Consider the following 16,516-nt stretch of genomic DNA (forward strand, 5'->3'; position numbering starts at 1 on the left):
CCTTTACTCGATAAAATGCAGTTTTATGGTTTCGCTGGTGAAGTATTTCCCTTGTTCAATTAAACCTTGTGACTCTAACCGTTCGAACAACGTTTGCAGGTAGTCATACAGGGAAAAATACTGCGCTTTGTCTATTGCGGAGCCTGATGCAGAAAAGCAGTGCCAAGGGAAATCTGGCAGCGTCTTACCCGCTTGTTTTGGCAGGTAATTATGCTCAGTTACCCCAAGCAGAAGGTGCTCCAGCTGCACACAGTAATGTTGAATAATCATGGTATGAAAGGTGTACTTGTAGGTATCACACGCTCTTATCAGCCTGGGTAGCGAGCAGAACAAGAAAAAGGTTTGGGCAGCGATTTTCTGTGTGCTTACCGTACAATCTGGCGACTTAGAGATGATGGTTTGCAGCTCTTCTGCCAGCCCCTCTCTGTCTTTTAACACGGTAAAGACCGGGTTATAGATCTGCGATTCCCGATAGTAGAGAGCGTTATCAGAGACGGTTTGCCCAACTGACACTTCAATGAGAATACAGTCTGTCGTCCTTAAGGTGATCTTTTCGTCCAGCAAATCCACATGAAGCAAAGTACTTGAGAATTTAAGAGAAAACACCTGGTACCAATATGACGCAGGGAGAGCCGATTCGATAAAGAGATCAATATCTGAATCAAGACAAATCCAATTTGCGCCCATAGAGCCATACAACACCGCAGCACCAATCGCACTCTCACCCAAGATCAAACGGTAGAGTTTTTCCACCCATAGGTGATGTTGCAGCGCAAATGCTTGCCAGAACTCATCGAAGTCCTGACCATACTGAAACGAATATGACTGCCAGATCTGCTGTTGCCATTTTTGCTCTAAAGATGAAAGCTGTACCTGATCAAACAAATTACAAATAGTCTCTTCGACAGACTGCAGTTGCTTGTACTCCTCTGGATAAGGAATAGCGGTATACTTTTCTTCATCAATAGCTGCAATGGCACCGCTCATGTCTCGTTCGCAGCAAATCAACACCCCGCGTTTTTCTGGTAGCAAAGCTTGCAAGAGGTTTGCCGCCTTACCGCAGCCAGTAAAATCCACGATTGCATCGGGGCTCTTTGCCACGGCATGAACAAAGTGATGGCAAGCCAGTTCTTCTCCAGCCAGGCTACCATCGCCATATTCACAGCGAAAACTGTCTATCGATAGGTATTGAAATGAAGGTAACTTATCAGCTAACTTGCGGCAAAGGTGCGTCTTACCGCCATTAAGATTACCAAAAACGTATATGTGCACTTACTAACCCTAAGAAACTAGGAAAAACAAGGAACCGGGGGGGAACGAGGAACCGCCAGGAGCAGGCGCTTCATGCGCCTCAATGAAATAGCACTAAGCTGACTCGTAAATGGCAGCTTCCAATTCGTTTACCGCTTCTAAGTATTGAGGTTTACCACCAAAGCCTTTCTTGATGATTTCAGCCATGCTGCCAATTTCGTTAAACGGTGCAACTTTTAATACCGTGATATTTTCAACTTCAGTTACACCTTCATCGGCATACTTATCAAGTAGGTTATTCAGTACTTGCTGCGCCGTTTCGCCATATTTAGTGAAGTAATTACGTTTTTTAACGTTATCAGCACGCTCTTTACGCGTTAAAGGCGGCATGTCATAAACGACATGACAAATCATATCGAATGGGTCAAGCTCTTTGCCTACTTCTACCTCAAGGGCTTCCCAAAGGATGCCCGCTTCCGCCAATTCATCAATAATGGCTTGCTTACGCTCTGACTCATTCCAGCGCTTAGTAAACTCGTCTAAAGACACAAACTGCTTCACCATGGTCTTACGGGTGTAATCTTTGAATGACTCCGTCACCAATTTGCCATCAGAGTCGTAGTATTGAACACGCTCAGCGAGCGCTTTAACTGCAACACCATTTACGTGAAACTTGCGAACTTTGTTTTCGTCATCCCAATTGTCACCACTTTCGCTACCTGACGGTGATTCTGAACCAGCGTCATAAGGTATTTCTGGCTCCTGAATTGACCCTGGGTCGATATCTTCATCATCAAATGGGTTTCCATTCTCGATATCATCAACCCCATCAATGATGTCATCTAAGCCCTCTTCAGTACTAAAGTCTTCTGGGGTAGATTCTTTCACTCGCTCTGGTTCACCATCAAAGCGTTCATCAGCAAATAGCTCTGTGGCTTTTTTAAAGTCAAGGATGGTAAACCATAGCTTGCCGTAGCGGTCATCAATACGCGTACCCCGACCAATGATCTGTTTGAACTTGGTCATCGATTGAATACCCTGATCTAGTACTACGAGCTTACAGGTTTTGGCATCGACACCAGTTGTCATCAGTTCAGAAGTCGTTGCGATGACAGGATATTTCTTTTTCGGGTTGATGAAATTATCAAGCTGGGCTTTACCAATTTCATCATCACCCGTTATTTTCATCACGTACTTTTCATTCTTCGCCACTTGCTCAGGGTTTAAATTCACCAAAGCACGGCGCATACGTTCAGCATGGTCAATGTCGTTACAGAAAACGATCGTTTTCGCCAGCGGATCGGTACGCTTTAGGTAGTTAGTAATGGTTTGAGCAACCAAGTCGGTACGCTCATCTATCACCATAGTGCGATCAAAATCTTTCTGGTTATAGATACGATCTTCAATCACTTCACCGTTTTTATCGACTTGCCCCTTGGTAGGACGCCAGCCCTGAACATCGACATCAATATCAACACGCACCACTTTGTAAGGGGCTAAGAAGCCGTCTTCAATGCCTTGCTTCAACGAGTAGGTATAAACAGGATCGCCAAAGTATTCGGTATTAGACACGACATCCGTTTCTTTTGGGGTCGCGGTTAAACCTACTTGAGAAGCCGAACTAAAGTACTCCAGGATTTCACGCCATGCGCTATCTTCTGACGCACTGCCACGGTGGCACTCATCGATAATGATTAAGTCAAAGAAGTCAGGATCGACCTGCTTGTAGGCTTTCTGATACTCTTCAGGCCCAGTCAGGGCTTGGTAGAGTGCTAAATGGATTTCATAAGCAGGGTCAACATTACGCCCTGTAATTTTGGTCATCGCTGGGCCAAAAGGCTGGAAGTCATTGGTTTTGGTTTGATCGACCAGAATGTTCCTATCGGCAAGAAAGAGAATCCGCTTTTTAGCTTTCGACTTCCATAAACGCCAGATGATCTGAAAGGCAGTATAGGTTTTACCCGTCCCCGTCGCCATGACAAGGAGTACCCTATCTTGTCCAGCAGCTATCGCTTCAACCGTTTTATTAATAGCTTGTAGCTGATAATAACGCGGAGACTTTCCACTGCTATCGTCGTGATAGTCTTGGGTAATCACGGGCAAATGTTCAGCTTTATAACCTTTCCAAAGACAATACTTGTCCCACAGCTGTTGTGGTGTTGGAAAGTCTTCTAAACGGATTTCAGTCTCTAGCTGGGTCGGGTTAGTTTTGTCATGAAAAACAAAACCATCACCATTAGAGGCAAAGATAAAAGGCACCTCTAGTAGGCTGGCATAATCTAAGCCTTGCTGCATCCCTTTACCGACTTCGTGCTTATTGGCTTTCGCCTCAATCACCGCCAATGGCATGCTGGGCTTATGGTAAAGCACGATATCTGCAGATTTCACCTTCTTACGAGCAGCTGCCTGACCACGAACAATGACTTTGCCATCACGCAACTTCACCTCTTGGCGAATTTGCGTCATATCATCCCATCCAGCGTCTTTGATAGCAGGAAGGATGAACTTCGTGATGATGTCTGTTTCAGATAGCTTTGCTTTATTGATATTCGTGACCATACCACTGACTCAAAGAACTATTTAGCTGGTCATTATATAACAATGTTCATATTAAGCCGAGCACATTGCCTTTACTATCATAGGGTTGTTTTCTATTAATCATCACATTTTAACGTTAATGATTGGCGATCTTTACGGATAACTATTCTGACTAAATACTGAAATCACTCTTTGTCTAAATCGCCCTAACCGCAGCTCATCTAAGGCAAAAAAGGTGTCTGATATATGATCAACTGAGTTCGTTCCGCTCTCACCCCACTCTATACTGCCCATAGATTGATTCGAGAAACTACCGATACTCGAACCTGATAGTTTTATCGTTGTTTCTAATTGAAGTGGGCCAAACTCTTCATCCATTTTTGAGTTGATGAACATGCAAGTTTCTGGAATATCTTGCTCTATCCGCTCGGCAAAACCGACTAAGCTTTCCTCTGCAAAAGTGAATAACCACGCTTCCTGGTTCGGAGAATCATTGATTCTGAGTATCCTTCCTAGTACTTGTCTGAAGTACAGCTCTGTTTTCACAGCACTCATATGACAACATACTTGAAGCCGAGGAATATCCGTCCCCTCACTTATCATTCCCACACTCACTATCCACTGTGTGTCAGACTGTCGAAAAGACTCAATCTGCTCCAATGGATTTTCATGACGGTAAGTCACAATACATGCAGATTGACCAAAGCTATTGATGAGCAAAGACTGGATAGTTTTGGCATGCTGGACAGAGGCTGCAACGACCAAGCCACCTGCTTTTGGGGACTCCGCTCGGATCATTCCCAATTTTCGACAAGCGAGTCCGAGTAAATAGTTCATCGCATTTTCGTTATGAATAACGCTTTGATAGGACACATCAGATTGCTTTAACAACTCTAAAATTGATGTAAAAGATTTTGTTTCATTTCCCTCAGAGACAGAAAGATGCTCATTATCAACAAGTACAATCTTGGGGGAGCGGCAAACATCTTCCTCAATAGCCTGTTTTAATCCGTAACTATAGTCACACAGCACTCTCCCTTCAGGATCGGTGTATGTTGCCATCGCGATCGGTACTGAGTCCGAACGCCAAGGCGTACCTGATAGCGCTAAGGTGTATTTGGCTACATTTTGCAGTTTAGTAACTATTTGCTCTCCCCAAACATTAGAATGTCCCTCCTCATCTGCAGAACAGTGGTGAACTTCATCAAATACAACTAAAAAACGATGTTTCTTCACCGTATTCCAGAAGCTCTCATCAAAAAAACGAATCATCTGATATGTATATGAAGCTCCTACGGAACCCAAACCGCCATTAAAAGAACATTCTAACTTCCAAGAAAAAGTACTCTTTATTCCTTGCGCGACTGTCAACGAGGGTGAAAAACAAAGCACTAAATCAATCTCTTCTTGCTCAAAAAGACGCTTGGCAAGTTCAGCTGCCATTATCGTTTTTCCCGCGCCAGGTGTTGCTTGGCAGAAAAAATGTGTTTGCCCGGAGAGATACTTAGTTATTGCCGCTTCAACACATTCAGATTGCCACTCCCTTAGCATGACACAGCCACCTGCGTTCTCAACATTTGTATAGCGTTGGATAGTGCGTTCATTTTCCCCAAAAGCTTTGCAGAACGCTCTTTCGCCTCACTAAACAAAGGAAAAAGAGCATCTCGATTCTTAGGAAATCGTTCCATCAAAGACTGATATTCTTCAACTTCACCAAGTGTTATTGCCAGCTCACCTTCATACTGTTTCTTCTCTTTGGCCAATGCCGTCAAAGAACAATGTTGGGTACTGTAATCACTATCTCGAGGTAAAGAGACTTGCTTCCTTGATGCCTTTGGCTCCACGGATAACTGTTTAAACAACTCGGTTTGTGAATACCTTTTATCTCTGCCATTTCCGCAATGCACAAGCCAACCCTTACGTAGAAATGAAAGGATCTGTCGATATATTACTCGGCGTGCCTCATCCAAATCAGTCATGTGCTCAGTTGTAGATACCAACTCATCACGAGCCTCTAACACAGAAAAGTCATCCATCTCTTTCTCTATCAATAGCTTATACATATATGGATTTATGGCTTTAGTTTGTTTCATTGAGACATTATTACACTTAAAAACTTAGGATTGCTAAGTATACAAAAATCAGTAAAACTTAGACAATCTAAGTTATCAATAGGTTTGTTAGAATGAATCAGTGCAAAACTACAACCCAATCCCAGAAAGGCTCAAAGCTGCGCGTAAAAAAGCCAAAATCACCCAGAAGGATCTGGGCGTGAAGATAGGCATGGAACCCAGTTCTGCCAGTGGCCGAATGAATCATTATGAGAAAGGCCGACATACGCCTGACATAGGCACGCTTCGTCGTATGGCAGAAGAGCTTGATGTCCCGTTAAACTATTTTTTCTGTGATAGTGAGCTAAGTGCTGAGTTGGCGTGTTTAATTGACAAGATGAGTGATGAAGAGAAAGAGCGATTATTGGCTTCATTGGAAGGCAATAAATCATCCCTTTAACGGTCTTTTGCTTAGAAGCATATGCACGGGCAGTAGGTCAGTGAATGTTCTATCCACAAGTTTGTCTTCTTTGTACTGCGCATCCTTGTCATATTTACTTTCCGTCGCCAACTCCCTAATCTCAAGTTGTTCCAGTGAACAATTAAAAGGGTTTACGTCAGCGTACGGATACTTGTTACGAAATGTCTTTTCTAGGATAGCCTTATTAACTGTGTTGCTTGAATCGCAAAGTGCATTCAGTAGTGCATCCGAGAGAAAGTGCTTCAAAGGCCGGCATTCACCACAACAAAGTGAAAATAAAGGCAGCAAAATATCGTCAGAAGTTAAGTTTGGGCGCTCATTGAACCCCATTCGCACGGCAAGTCCAGACACAAATTTCGCAAAGTGAGTTTTTCCTTGTTTATCAGGGACTAACTTTTCACTATTGCCATCTTTTTTGTACAGGCGAAAATAATCAAGATGCCTGCGCCAGCCCAAACGAGAATTCCATTGGGGCTCATCAGCGAGTAAATTCGAATACGGCATCCCAACTAAAACGAAAGAGACTTTTCCCTCTTCGCTTATCATCTTGAAAGTATTGGCTATTGTCTGCCTTTCTTCTGCATCTTTAAATTCTATAAGCTCTTGAATTTCATTAACAATGATGAGTTTGACGTTTTTTCTAATCAAGGTTTTAATTACGCCCTCTGTTAATGCTCCTTCAGCTTTTCGTCTTCTCGATCTGTTGGAACCTTCACTATCAAGGTCTAATAAAAATCGTTCAAGGGTGTTTTGCTCTCGAACCTTGCTAGGAATACGCGTTTTAAGTATTGGCATATCAGCCCATCTTTGTCTTTTTGACGCATATCTTCCAACATAATTATCTATCAAAGCGGACTTTCCACATCCAGCATCCCCTGTTAGTAACAGGGATTCTTGTTCTCCTCCAACGGAACCATTGAACATTAACCTATCAAAAGTACTATAGATTTCCGTAAGCTGAGGGTATTCAACAAAACACTCTCTAAACGCACTATATTGTTTTAATTGGGAGTCTGTTAGATCAAACATATTAATACCCATCGATATCACTCAGATCAATATCCTCCCCAGTATCATGAGCTTTAGGACTATTAACCAAAGAGTTATTTCTTTTCTTCTTGTCCACTATTGAGCCTGGGCCGTTACTACCTACATTACTGTATTTTGCAACCTTTGAAACACTACTTGTCTTAGGTATAGCTGTGTTGTTACGGTTTTTCTTGGTTATGCGTTCAACCTCATCATCAATCTTTCTGTCGATGTAGAGATATGTATCCGAAAGCGACTCTTCATTTTTTTGCAAACGAGTGTTTAATGCTCGCACGGAACAGATACGTTTGTGCTGATACAACGACAACCCGTTTGTATACCCTGAATTGTCGACTGCAGGGACTTTTAAGTACTTTTTATCGTCTTCTAGGTAGACATATATGTGGCTAATATCATCAGGATCTGTCTTTACTTTTAGCCTAGCTCCCTTTTTAATCGCCGATGCAGAGCGCTTTTTGTAATCTACAAGCTCGTCTGACTGATATCGAAGATTATGTAGTCGGATCCCGTCCCTTCCCAGTGTTCGCGAATTAACTATACCGAGTTCAATTTTAAGCTGCTCAGCTTCAATACCTTCATAAAAGTTAGGGCGCCATTTTAATTCAAACCATTTGTGATAAGGAATACGCCGCTCGTTTGAATCGGGCTTCATGTGATAGTAGTCGATAAGCCATTTGTAAAGTAGCTCAAGGAACACTGACATACGAACAACTGCATCTTTTTTGGGGTTGTAATCTTTGAGCTGAGTAATATTACTGAACGTTTTCCCTGGCAAGCGGCTAAAAAGCATTTTGTAAAAGGAGTCAAAAGCTTTCTCAACGTGCGGTTTCTCCCACGGTTTTGCAGCTTTACTATATAGAATATCAGAAACTAATGGCTTGAGAGCTGATTCCAAACTATCACTCCAAAATTCAGCTCCATTGTCTACTACGAGATAAGTAATTTTACCAAAGCAAGGCCAATCATTTTTGATTGAAGGGTAGGACTCTTTCACCCAACTCTTTTCTAGAGTGGCGTTTAAAAAGGCAGACCGAACAGATTCAAAGCTAGGATCACGAAATGCCACATACAGCCCTACGATACAATCACTAAAGCGATCATATAGAATTGTTAGGTACGGACGACCGAGTGGTAGATCTAACTGGTCATCAAGTAGGATTATAGGGGCTGGGGTATGATCGATTTCAACATACTCCATTGGACAAGTAGCGGGAATAATTTGCCCCACCATGCGAAATTCACGATCAGCATACCTTTTTCCAAAGCGCGCGACAGCGACATCATATGGCGGCAGTTCATTAACTCGGTTATAAAAAGTTCTTATGCTGATCGGTTTTAACTTGTCTCCAGCAATAGAACGATTTTCTTCAATAACTCTTGCTCTGTAATAATCATAAGCAGAAGATACGGATGGCCTTTCTTTTACTAAATACTTTTTATTGATAGCTTCTTCAACCAGTCCCATCGGATCAGAACACTGCTCTCTGTTTCCTTTTTTTGAGTGCTTTGGTGCTAATGAGAATATACTTTTTCCTGACTTCAGATACTTTGATTTCCATTCAGCCAAAGAGCGCCAACTAGGTACCGAATGACCCACCTCATCTTTATATGCCTCAAGCAATGGTACCAAGTTACGTTCGGTCCACCCGCCATCAAGGCGTTTTTCAACATAATTCAATATGTCTAACCGTCTAAGTGCTTCTTTTTGAGTTTTTTCAGGAAGACTGTCAAAAGAAGGGGCAAAATTGCTTTCGATGACATCGAATACTTTGGAATAATCATCACTTGGTAACTCGGCTTCTCCAGATATGAATTCATCTATATAACCGAATAGATCAATTTCGGATTCAAACTCACCATCAGCACCAGACATAATTATCCAACCCAAAATCTGAATTTTTCATGTCAGTGTTGATATTGCCAGACGCTAACCAACACAAAGAGCTAATCAATGTTTCATGTTCACACAAACCTAAGGCACCTGATACTTCACGAAGTTGTACTTTTTTCTTGCGCTGAATGAAATTCAGTACAAGCTTTTCGGCTTCCGTTACTGTGTGTAGACCTGAGTAACGATGCAGCAGCTTCAGATTATTTAGTATTGGATTGATGCGTATTTGTTTTTCCGTTATCAAACGCAACTCAAGGCCATATTGCTCATTTGCCACTTCTCGCTTCTTGGCAAACCTTGATCTAAAGTAAGGCTTTAATATTTGACTGGAATGCTTTACTTCTATTAAAGACGAACGCCTGTTGACTCCTGTTACCAAAAAATCTGGAGTATAACGGCAATTGCGACCGTTAAACGTATAATAAAGGCTCTCTGGTTGAGAAATAAATGACTGTACGCCTGGGTTGTACTCTAGGTGAAAGCAAAAGTCGAATTCGAGCACTGACATGGTTCTAACAACAGCATCATTCTTTAAGCTCATAAACTTGCGAATGTTGTGTACATAAGATGATTTTTTGGTTTGATCATACATAGCAATGCAACTTTGTTGTAAACCTACAACAAAAAATAGGCTATGCAGACTTATTTTTCAAACATGCAAAGTTTTCTGCATTTTATGCAGACTAACTTTGCACATATCAGGTTTTTGAGAATAAACTACTTCAACTTCACCGCAGTGCCATAAACCAAGATTTCAGAGGCGCCCTGCATAATCGCGCTGGTTGTAAAGCGCATATTTACGATGGCATCGGCGCCCATGGCTTCGGCTTCTCCGATTGCCCTGCTCAATGCCTGTTCGCGCGCTTCGGTAAGCATTTCAGTGTAGCCGCGGATCTCGCCGCCAAAGATGGTTTTGAAGCCCGCCATGATGTCACGACCGACATGCTTGGACTGGACCACGTTCCCTGTGACGGTACCTAAAACTTCCTTAATCTCTCGATGGGCGACATCCGGTGTAGTAACACACAGCATAAATCCATTCCTTTTAATAAAAACAGTGTTTAAATTTTTTGACTAGCAGCAAACAGAAAGGTTCAGCCTCTTATTGGCCCCGGATCTGTTCCATCACCCAGCTCGTATGGGTTGCGGTCTTGCCAGTTGACGGGTGACAACTCTGCTCTCGCAAATCCCTGTCGATGGCAGCCACATGGTATTGCTGAATATGTTTAGGATTGTCGATAAACCGGCTCTGTTCACCATCTTGGTTGGCAAGACACACTGGCGCTTCGTCGAAGACAGAAAACATGATTTTTCCTTGGCTGCCAATGATCTCTACCCGATCTTCTCGCTTCGCCGAGCCAAAGTTCCAGCTTCCCGATCCCGTGATGCCATTTTGATGCACCCAGCACCCCGTTACGGCATCACTGGCGGAATACAGCCCCTGCTGATTGACGGCAAATCCGGAGGCGTGTTGTATCTCTCCCAGCAGATAGATCAGGAGATCAAGCCCATGGCTGGCCAGATCATCGAAATAGCCGCCGGCAGCAATAGCGGCATCGGTGCGCCAGTTATAGTCTCCGGATAAATCAAGAGGGTTGGCCGGCTTGCTCAGGTGCCAGCTGACATGGCGGATATCCCCGATTTTCCTGGCCTCTAGCCATGCCTTCACTTGCTGAAAGCGCGGCAGTGAACGACGATAATAAGCCACAAACAAGGGAAGCTGTTGCTGCTCAAAAGCGGCAACAATGGCCTGGCAATCCTCATGTCTCGGTGCCAACGGCTTTTCGATACAGCACGGCTTGCCTGCCGCGGCAACCTTCTGGGCATAGTACCGATGGCTGTCCGGTGGAGTGGCAATATACACGGCATCGACCTCGTTATCGGCGATAAGCTGTTCGGCGTCTGTGTAGTATTTTTTTACACCATGGCGCACGGCGTAGTCCCGGGCCTTTACTTCATCACGGCGCATAACAGCAACCAGTTCGAACCCTTCGGCTTGCTGATAGGCCGGGCCACTTTTTACCTCGGTCACGTTACCGCAGCCAATGATCCCCCAACGTATCGTTTTGTCTTGGTACTTGTTCATCTTACGCTCCTTCTATGACATACAGCATGCAGAACAAGTACCTATAAATCAATTAATTACTGTGTCAAGGTAGGTCAGAAAACGCTGCCACGACTTATAGTCGGCCTTCTCGCGGTAGTTATCCGAGCCGTAGACGGTGAAGGCATGGGGTGCGCCACTATAGACAATCATCTCATTATCGAGCGAGGTCTTTTCCAGCTCTTGGGACAAGGCGGCAAAATCACTCATCGGAATCGCCTGATCGGCTCCACCATGCATGATCAACAGGCTGCCTTTGGTGTTCGAGTAATCCTGCCCCTTGGGCGTTTTCAATCCTCCGTGAAAGGTAACGAACCCTTTCATTTCGGCACCAGAGCGGGCCATTTCCAGCACAGCTGCCCCGCCAAAACAGTAGCCCATGGCAACGGCATTATCAGTATTGCCCCCGAGCGAGTCGGCCATTGTCATGGCACCAATGAGTAATTTCCGCATTTTATTCCTGTCTTTATACAGTTCACCGGTATGTTGACGCTTATCCTCAACCTTGGTCGGCCTCACCCCGGCACCAAACAAATCAGCGGCAAATACCGCATAGCCTTCTTCGGCCAGCATCTGGGCCCGCTTGACCTCGTAATCGGTCAGGCCGTCCCAATCATGTATCAGCAGTACCAGAGGGGCCTTGGCATCAGGTGAAATATAATACCCTTCGTAATCCTCACCATTGACCTTGTAGCTAACGGCACGCCCTTCCGCCCAGGCAGGAAGAGAAAACAACAAGGTCATCACTATTGTCACAAGTTTGAGATTCATCGGCTCACCTTCTGTCAGTCCTAAATTCAGCACAGTTCTTTCAGTGTAGATGATTGGCAGCAGACGAATTGAAGTTGCCGAAGCGGATATCCCCCACTTCCACCTTAGACAGAACTTACTGATATCACTTTCAAAACCTGCACCTTGGCGGTGTTTGGGTATACTATTATTCGAATAACTCAAAAAATCAGGGATTGAAATGCCAGCCTTTTCAGAATTTATCAAACATGTCGGTCGCGGTGAGAAGGGCCGTCGACCGCTCACCCAGGAAGAAGCGCGCGAAGCGCTGTCTATGTACATTGACGGGAAAGCAGATCTGTTGCAGCTAGCCGTTCTGCTGATGCTGCAACGTGTTCGCTGTGAAACCGGCGAAGAAGCCGCCGGCTATATACAGGCACTACGTGAGCATATTGATGACGACTGGCAAGATCTCGATATCGACCTCGACTGGCCGTGTTTTGCCGGTAAACGACGCCAGCCGCCATGGCTACTGCTAGCTGCCAAACTGCTGGCTCAAAACGGTGTCCGGGTGTTGTTGCACGGTCACGCCTCAGTCGACGCGATTAAGTACCAAATAGAATCAGCCTGCCCGGCATTAGGGATCCGGCAAGCCAATACCCCCGAAGAAGCCAAAGTCATCCTTGCCCACGATGATATCTGCTATGTCCCGTTGTCGGCCTATTGCGAGCCACTGGTCGATCTCCTGGCGCTACGGAACAAAGTTGGCCTGCGAACCCCGCTCAATACGGTGGCCCGCGCCCTGAACCCATCAGCAGCAACCTTTGCTATTCACGGTATTTTTCATCAGGGTTATGAAAAACTCCACGCCCAGGCAGCAGCATTGGTCGGCGATGCCAATATGGTGGCCTTCAAAGGCGAGGGCGGGGAGAGTGAACGCAGCCCACGTACTGCCTGCCGGATAGCCGGTGTCTCAAGCGGGCAGATTTATGAGGAGGAATGGCCGACATTTCTTGAAGGCGCCTCGGGCAAACACGGGGAAATCAGCGGCGAGTACCTGCAGAAAGTCTGGAGTGGCGAGGTGGAGAACAACTACGGAACCCATGCCGTCGTATCGACCATGGCCATTGTGCTGAAAATGATGCAGGTCTGCCCTAATCAACAATCGGCCCTCATTCAGGCACAGCAATGGTGGGATACCCGCCACCAATAATTTGCCTTTCTATTACCCGCCCTACCTTTAGCAAGAATAGGGCGGGTTCACTTTATTCCCCGTAAAATGCCAACCAAATCAACAAACAAACAGTGAGGTGACTCATAATATAACCAGCATCACTGGGAACGCGCCCACATCATATGCAACTATAGCCATAATTTTATAACCAACGGCTATATTGTCATGAACACCATCTCTTTTAAGCTAATTGACTGGGAAGCTCTATCGCCCGGTCTAACCGATCTCGATAAATGGAAAACCTGGGCCGAACTCGATATGACCTGGCCTGAAGATCCGCCTGCCGCCCCGGCCAATCTGATCCCGCCGATGATGCGGCGACGCACCAGCAGCCTGAGCAAACTGGCGTTGCAAACCGCTCTCAGCCTTACCCAGGACAAGGACATCGACTACATCATTTTCGCCAGCCGTCACGGAGAACTCACGCGCTCAATTCCATTGATTGAGGAAACGTTGCAGGGAGAAAGCCCGTCACCAACCATTTTTTCCCAGTCAGTACATAACACGGCTTCCGGGTTATTCACCATTGCCGCCAAACGTCCGGTTCCGGCCGTTTCGCTGGCATCCGGCGCGAACACGCTGCATAGTGCCCTGATTGAAGCAGCTGCCTACCTGGCTGAATTTCCGAGCCATACCGTACTGGTCGTTGATTTTGACGAGCCGCTCCCCGAGCCATTCCGCGATTTTGACCATGGCAAGTACCATGGCTATGCCTTAGGGCTACTGTTGACTGGCGGTAACGACTACCAGCTAAGCTGGGAGCCCCAGAAAGCGCCAATGTCCCCTATCCATCCGCAAACACTCACAGTGATCAACCAGCTGGTCGGTAATGACTCAGCCTGGACGATAGCGACCGGATCACAGCTGTGGCACTGGCAGCGATCCATTGCATAAATCACGATATACAACAATGACTATCAACATTGTTAATTGACTCGAATTTATTGCCTCTAGCGGTTTTGAATTTAAGTCGTTATGGCACAATTTGAATGCGATACACATTAAATCAACAACTTAAATATATAATCAGGAATCAGCTGGCTATGGAACAACTACATACCGAACTCAAGAAACTCATCATCAACTCACTCAACCTTGAAGACATTACCGTCGATGATATCGGCACCAACGACCCTCTGTTTAATGACGGCCTGGGGCTGGATTCTATTGATGCGCTGGAACTCGGGCTGGCTATCAAGAAGCGCTACGGCATTGCCATCAATGCCGATGATAATGATGCGCGACAGCATTTTGCCTCGGTCGCCACTCTGGCAGAATTTATCTCTGCAGCCAAGGTAGCTTAATAAGCTTTGCAGCAGGAATGCCGTTAGGTAGTCACTCTCCCTGGCGGTATTCCTCATCGTTATTCTTTTTTTTCCAGAACTTCCCCCAAAACATCCTGTTGATTACTTAAACAACCAAACTTCTCCGTGACAAGACTCGAAAAACACTCCCCAACCAATACGCAACCTAACGCATAACATATACGATGTTCGAACCGTTAATATCGCTATAAGCGCTTAATATTCTTACACTTAGGTGGAAAATCAACATGACTGTACATACTCAAGACTCTATCCTCTTTGGAGCCGATCGTCTGACTATCGAAGATGTTATCGACATTGCCAACGGGGCACCGGCAGCATTAAACAGCTCGCCAGAATTTACGAGCAAAATTGACCGGGGAGCGGCTTTTCTTGAGCGCCTACTAAAAGAAGAAGGAGTGATCTACGGTGTCACGACAGGTTACGGAGACTCCTGTACCGTCGCGATCCCGCCCGAGCTGGTAGACGAACTGCCGCTCCACTTAACACGTTTCCATGGCTGCGGACTGGGTGAACACCTTGACCACCAGCAGGCCCGTGCCGTACTGGCAACCCGTCTGTGCTCACTCTCGCAAGGCGTTTCGGGCGTCAGCCGTGATCTGCTGAATCAGATCGTGGCTTTGGTCAATCATGACATCTCACCCCGTATTCCGCAGGAAGGCTCGGTCGGCGCCAGCGGCGATCTGACTCCGCTGTCCTACCTTGCCGCTGCCCTAATCGGCGAGCGTGAAGTACTCTATAAAGATGAAGTCCGCCCGACGGCAGAAGTCTATGCCGAACTCGGTTTGAGCCCAATCAAGCTCAAACCCAAAGAAGGGCTGGCATTAATGAACGGCACATCGGTCATGACTGCACTGGCCTGCCTGGCTTACAAGCGTGCCGAGTATTTGGCCCAGCTAGCCACCCGTATCACCTCTATGGTTACAGTTGGTATCCAGGGGAATGATTTCCACTTTGACGAAGCATTATTTGACGTCAAACCTCACCCTGGACAGCAACAGATTGCCAGCTGGTTACGTGCCGATTTGCAAGCAGCCAAGCCACCGCGCAACAGCGACCGCCTGCAGGATCGCTACTCGCTGCGCTGTGCACCTCATGTCATCGGTGCCCTGCAAGACAGCCTGCCATGGATCCGCCAGCTGATTGAAAATGAACTCAACAGTGCAAACGACAACCCGATCATCGACGGTGATAACGAGCGCGTCCTGCACGGTGGTCATTTCTATGGCGGTCACATAGCGATGGCGATGGACACACTCAAGACAGCCATAGCCAACATTGCCGATCTGCTCGATCGCCAAATGGCTCAGCTGATGGACTACAAGTTCAACAATGGCCTGCCATTCAACCTGACGGGCGCGACCGGCAGCCGCAAGCCAATCAACCATGGCTTTAAGGCCGTACAAATCGGTATCTCGGCGTGGACGGCCGAAGCGCTTAAACACACCATGCCTGCCAGCGTGTTCTCGCGCTCGACAGAGTGCCACAACCAGGACAAGGTCAGTATGGGCACAATTGCCTCCCGTGACTGCCTGCGAGTGCTTGAACTGACTGAACAAGTTGCATCGGCCTCTCTGCTAGCCGCTACCCAGGCACTGGAGATCCGCAAGCAACAGGGTGAGCTGGATGACAGCCATCTAAGCCCTGCACTACAGGCAATGCAGAGCGCTATCCTCAAGGACTTCGAAGTGGTTAACGAAGACCGTCCGCTAGAAGGCGATCTACGCTTGTTCATCACCAAGATCCAGCAGCAGTCATGGAAAATGTTTGACTAAGTAACTACCCACTCACTTTGTAGTTAATGTCGATGCGGCCTTTCAGGTTGCCAGACATAAGAAAACACCGGGCAAATGCCCGGTGTT

General features: G+C 46.0%; 15 protein-coding genes. 5 read left to right on the plus strand and 10 right to left on the minus strand.

Going from position 1 to position 16,516, the window contains the following annotated elements:
* Positions 1-3: 3 nt before the first annotated feature.
* The 4 genes from L4D19_RS02695 to L4D19_RS02710 form a co-directional block, all read right to left on the minus strand.
* Positions 4-1,272, minus strand: coding sequence for a hypothetical protein (locus L4D19_RS02695; protein ID WP_428451071.1), 1,269 nt, complete (start codon positions 1,270-1,272; stop codon positions 4-6).
* A gap of 93 nt (positions 1,273-1,365) precedes the next feature.
* Entirely contained in the window at positions 1,366-3,810 is a 2,445-nt protein-coding gene (gene hsdR, locus L4D19_RS02700; protein WP_428451072.1) for an EcoAI/FtnUII family type I restriction enzme subunit R, read from the minus strand.
* Positions 3,811-3,942: 132 nt separating this feature from the next.
* On the minus strand, positions 3,943-5,340 hold the full coding sequence (locus tag L4D19_RS02705) for a DEAD/DEAH box helicase (RefSeq protein ID WP_428451073.1): 1,398 nt from the start codon (positions 5,338-5,340) through the stop codon (positions 3,943-3,945).
* Positions 5,334-5,882 (minus strand): hypothetical protein, encoded by a 549-nt coding sequence (locus L4D19_RS02710; protein WP_428451074.1) that lies wholly within the window; start codon positions 5,880-5,882, stop codon positions 5,334-5,336. The genes L4D19_RS02705 and L4D19_RS02710 overlap by 7 nt, the downstream gene beginning before the upstream one ends.
* Before the next feature lie 100 nt (positions 5,883-5,982).
* Here L4D19_RS02710 and L4D19_RS02715 point away from each other — a divergent pair, with 100 nt between their 5' ends.
* Positions 5,983-6,300, plus strand: a complete 318-nt coding sequence (locus L4D19_RS02715) for a helix-turn-helix domain-containing protein (RefSeq protein ID WP_428451075.1) — start codon at positions 5,983-5,985, stop codon at positions 6,298-6,300.
* Here the strand turns inward: L4D19_RS02715 and L4D19_RS02720 are convergent.
* The 6 genes from L4D19_RS02720 to L4D19_RS02745 all read right to left on the minus strand — a co-directional run bounded on the left by L4D19_RS02720 (position 6,289) and on the right by L4D19_RS02745 (position 12,110).
* A complete protein-coding gene (locus tag L4D19_RS02720) occupies positions 6,289-7,350 on the minus strand; it encodes an ATP-binding protein (RefSeq protein ID WP_428451076.1) in 1,062 nt (353 codons plus the stop codon). The two genes, L4D19_RS02715 and L4D19_RS02720, sit on opposite strands and share 12 nt — an antisense overlap.
* Before the next feature lies 1 nt (position 7,351).
* A complete protein-coding gene (locus L4D19_RS02725) occupies positions 7,352-9,244 on the minus strand; it encodes a Mu transposase C-terminal domain-containing protein (protein ID WP_428451077.1) in 1,893 nt (630 codons plus the stop codon).
* A complete protein-coding gene (locus L4D19_RS02730) occupies positions 9,231-9,854 on the minus strand; it encodes a TnsA endonuclease N-terminal domain-containing protein (RefSeq protein WP_428451078.1) in 624 nt (207 codons plus the stop codon). Before L4D19_RS02730 ends, L4D19_RS02725 begins: the two co-directional genes overlap by 14 nt.
* Before the next feature lie 125 nt (positions 9,855-9,979).
* Positions 9,980-10,294 (minus strand): heavy metal-binding domain-containing protein, encoded by a 315-nt coding sequence (locus L4D19_RS02735; protein WP_075766619.1) that lies wholly within the window; start codon positions 10,292-10,294, stop codon positions 9,980-9,982.
* Positions 10,295-10,364: 70 nt separating this feature from the next.
* Positions 10,365-11,348, minus strand: coding sequence for a Gfo/Idh/MocA family protein (locus L4D19_RS02740; protein ID WP_428451079.1), 984 nt, complete (start codon positions 11,346-11,348; stop codon positions 10,365-10,367).
* A gap of 48 nt (positions 11,349-11,396) precedes the next feature.
* Positions 11,397-12,110, minus strand: a complete 714-nt coding sequence (locus L4D19_RS02745) for a dienelactone hydrolase family protein (RefSeq protein WP_428451396.1) — start codon at positions 12,108-12,110, stop codon at positions 11,397-11,399.
* A gap of 226 nt (positions 12,111-12,336) precedes the next feature.
* Between L4D19_RS02745 and L4D19_RS02750 the strand changes: the two genes are divergently transcribed.
* The 4 genes from L4D19_RS02750 (at position 12,337) to L4D19_RS02765 (ending at position 16,429) form a co-directional block, all read left to right on the plus strand.
* Entirely contained in the window at positions 12,337-13,308 is a 972-nt protein-coding gene (locus L4D19_RS02750) for a glycosyl transferase family protein (protein WP_239412127.1), read from the plus strand.
* 186 nt (positions 13,309-13,494) lie between these two features.
* Complete coding sequence (locus L4D19_RS02755; RefSeq protein ID WP_428451080.1) at positions 13,495-14,223, plus strand: beta-ketoacyl synthase chain length factor; 729 nt, start codon at positions 13,495-13,497, stop codon at positions 14,221-14,223.
* A gap of 149 nt (positions 14,224-14,372) precedes the next feature.
* Positions 14,373-14,633 (plus strand): phosphopantetheine-binding protein, encoded by a 261-nt coding sequence (locus L4D19_RS02760; protein ID WP_075766624.1) that lies wholly within the window; start codon positions 14,373-14,375, stop codon positions 14,631-14,633.
* 248 nt (positions 14,634-14,881) lie between these two features.
* Positions 14,882-16,429, plus strand: coding sequence for an HAL/PAL/TAL family ammonia-lyase (locus L4D19_RS02765; protein WP_428451081.1), 1,548 nt, complete (start codon positions 14,882-14,884; stop codon positions 16,427-16,429).
* Positions 16,430-16,516 lie beyond the last annotated feature (87 nt).

Source organism: Photobacterium kasasachensis (assembly GCF_050336885.1).
GTDB lineage: Bacteria > Pseudomonadota > Gammaproteobacteria > Enterobacterales > Vibrionaceae > Photobacterium > Photobacterium kasasachensis.

Bases quoted from the DNA above. Each gene is read 5' to 3' on its own strand.
- hsdR (WP_428451072.1), bottom strand. From the start codon at position 3,810: ATGGTCACGAATATCAATAAAGCAAAGCTATCTGAAACAGACATCATC.
- L4D19_RS02705 (WP_428451073.1), bottom strand. From the start codon at position 5,340: ATGCTAAGGGAGTGGCAATCTGAATGTGTTGAAGCGGCAATAACTAAG.
- L4D19_RS02710 (WP_428451074.1), bottom strand. From the start codon at position 5,882: ATGAAACAAACTAAAGCCATAAATCCATATATGTATAAGCTATTGATA.
- L4D19_RS02720 (WP_428451076.1), bottom strand. From the start codon at position 7,350: ATGTTTGATCTAACAGACTCCCAATTAAAACAATATAGTGCGTTTAGA.
- L4D19_RS02725 (WP_428451077.1), bottom strand. From the start codon at position 9,244: ATGTCTGGTGCTGATGGTGAGTTTGAATCCGAAATTGATCTATTCGGT.
- L4D19_RS02730 (WP_428451078.1), bottom strand. From the start codon at position 9,854: ATGTATGATCAAACCAAAAAATCATCTTATGTACACAACATTCGCAAG.
- L4D19_RS02735 (WP_075766619.1), bottom strand. From the start codon at position 10,294: ATGCTGTGTGTTACTACACCGGATGTCGCCCATCGAGAGATTAAGGAA.
- L4D19_RS02740 (WP_428451079.1), bottom strand. From the start codon at position 11,348: ATGAACAAGTACCAAGACAAAACGATACGTTGGGGGATCATTGGCTGC.
- L4D19_RS02745 (WP_428451396.1), bottom strand. From the start codon at position 12,110: ATGACCTTGTTGTTTTCTCTTCCTGCCTGGGCGGAAGGGCGTGCCGTT.
- L4D19_RS02750 (WP_239412127.1), top strand. From the start codon at position 12,337: ATGCCAGCCTTTTCAGAATTTATCAAACATGTCGGTCGCGGTGAGAAG.
- L4D19_RS02755 (WP_428451080.1), top strand. From the start codon at position 13,495: ATGAACACCATCTCTTTTAAGCTAATTGACTGGGAAGCTCTATCGCCC.
- L4D19_RS02760 (WP_075766624.1), top strand. From the start codon at position 14,373: ATGGAACAACTACATACCGAACTCAAGAAACTCATCATCAACTCACTC.
- L4D19_RS02765 (WP_428451081.1), top strand. From the start codon at position 14,882: ATGACTGTACATACTCAAGACTCTATCCTCTTTGGAGCCGATCGTCTG.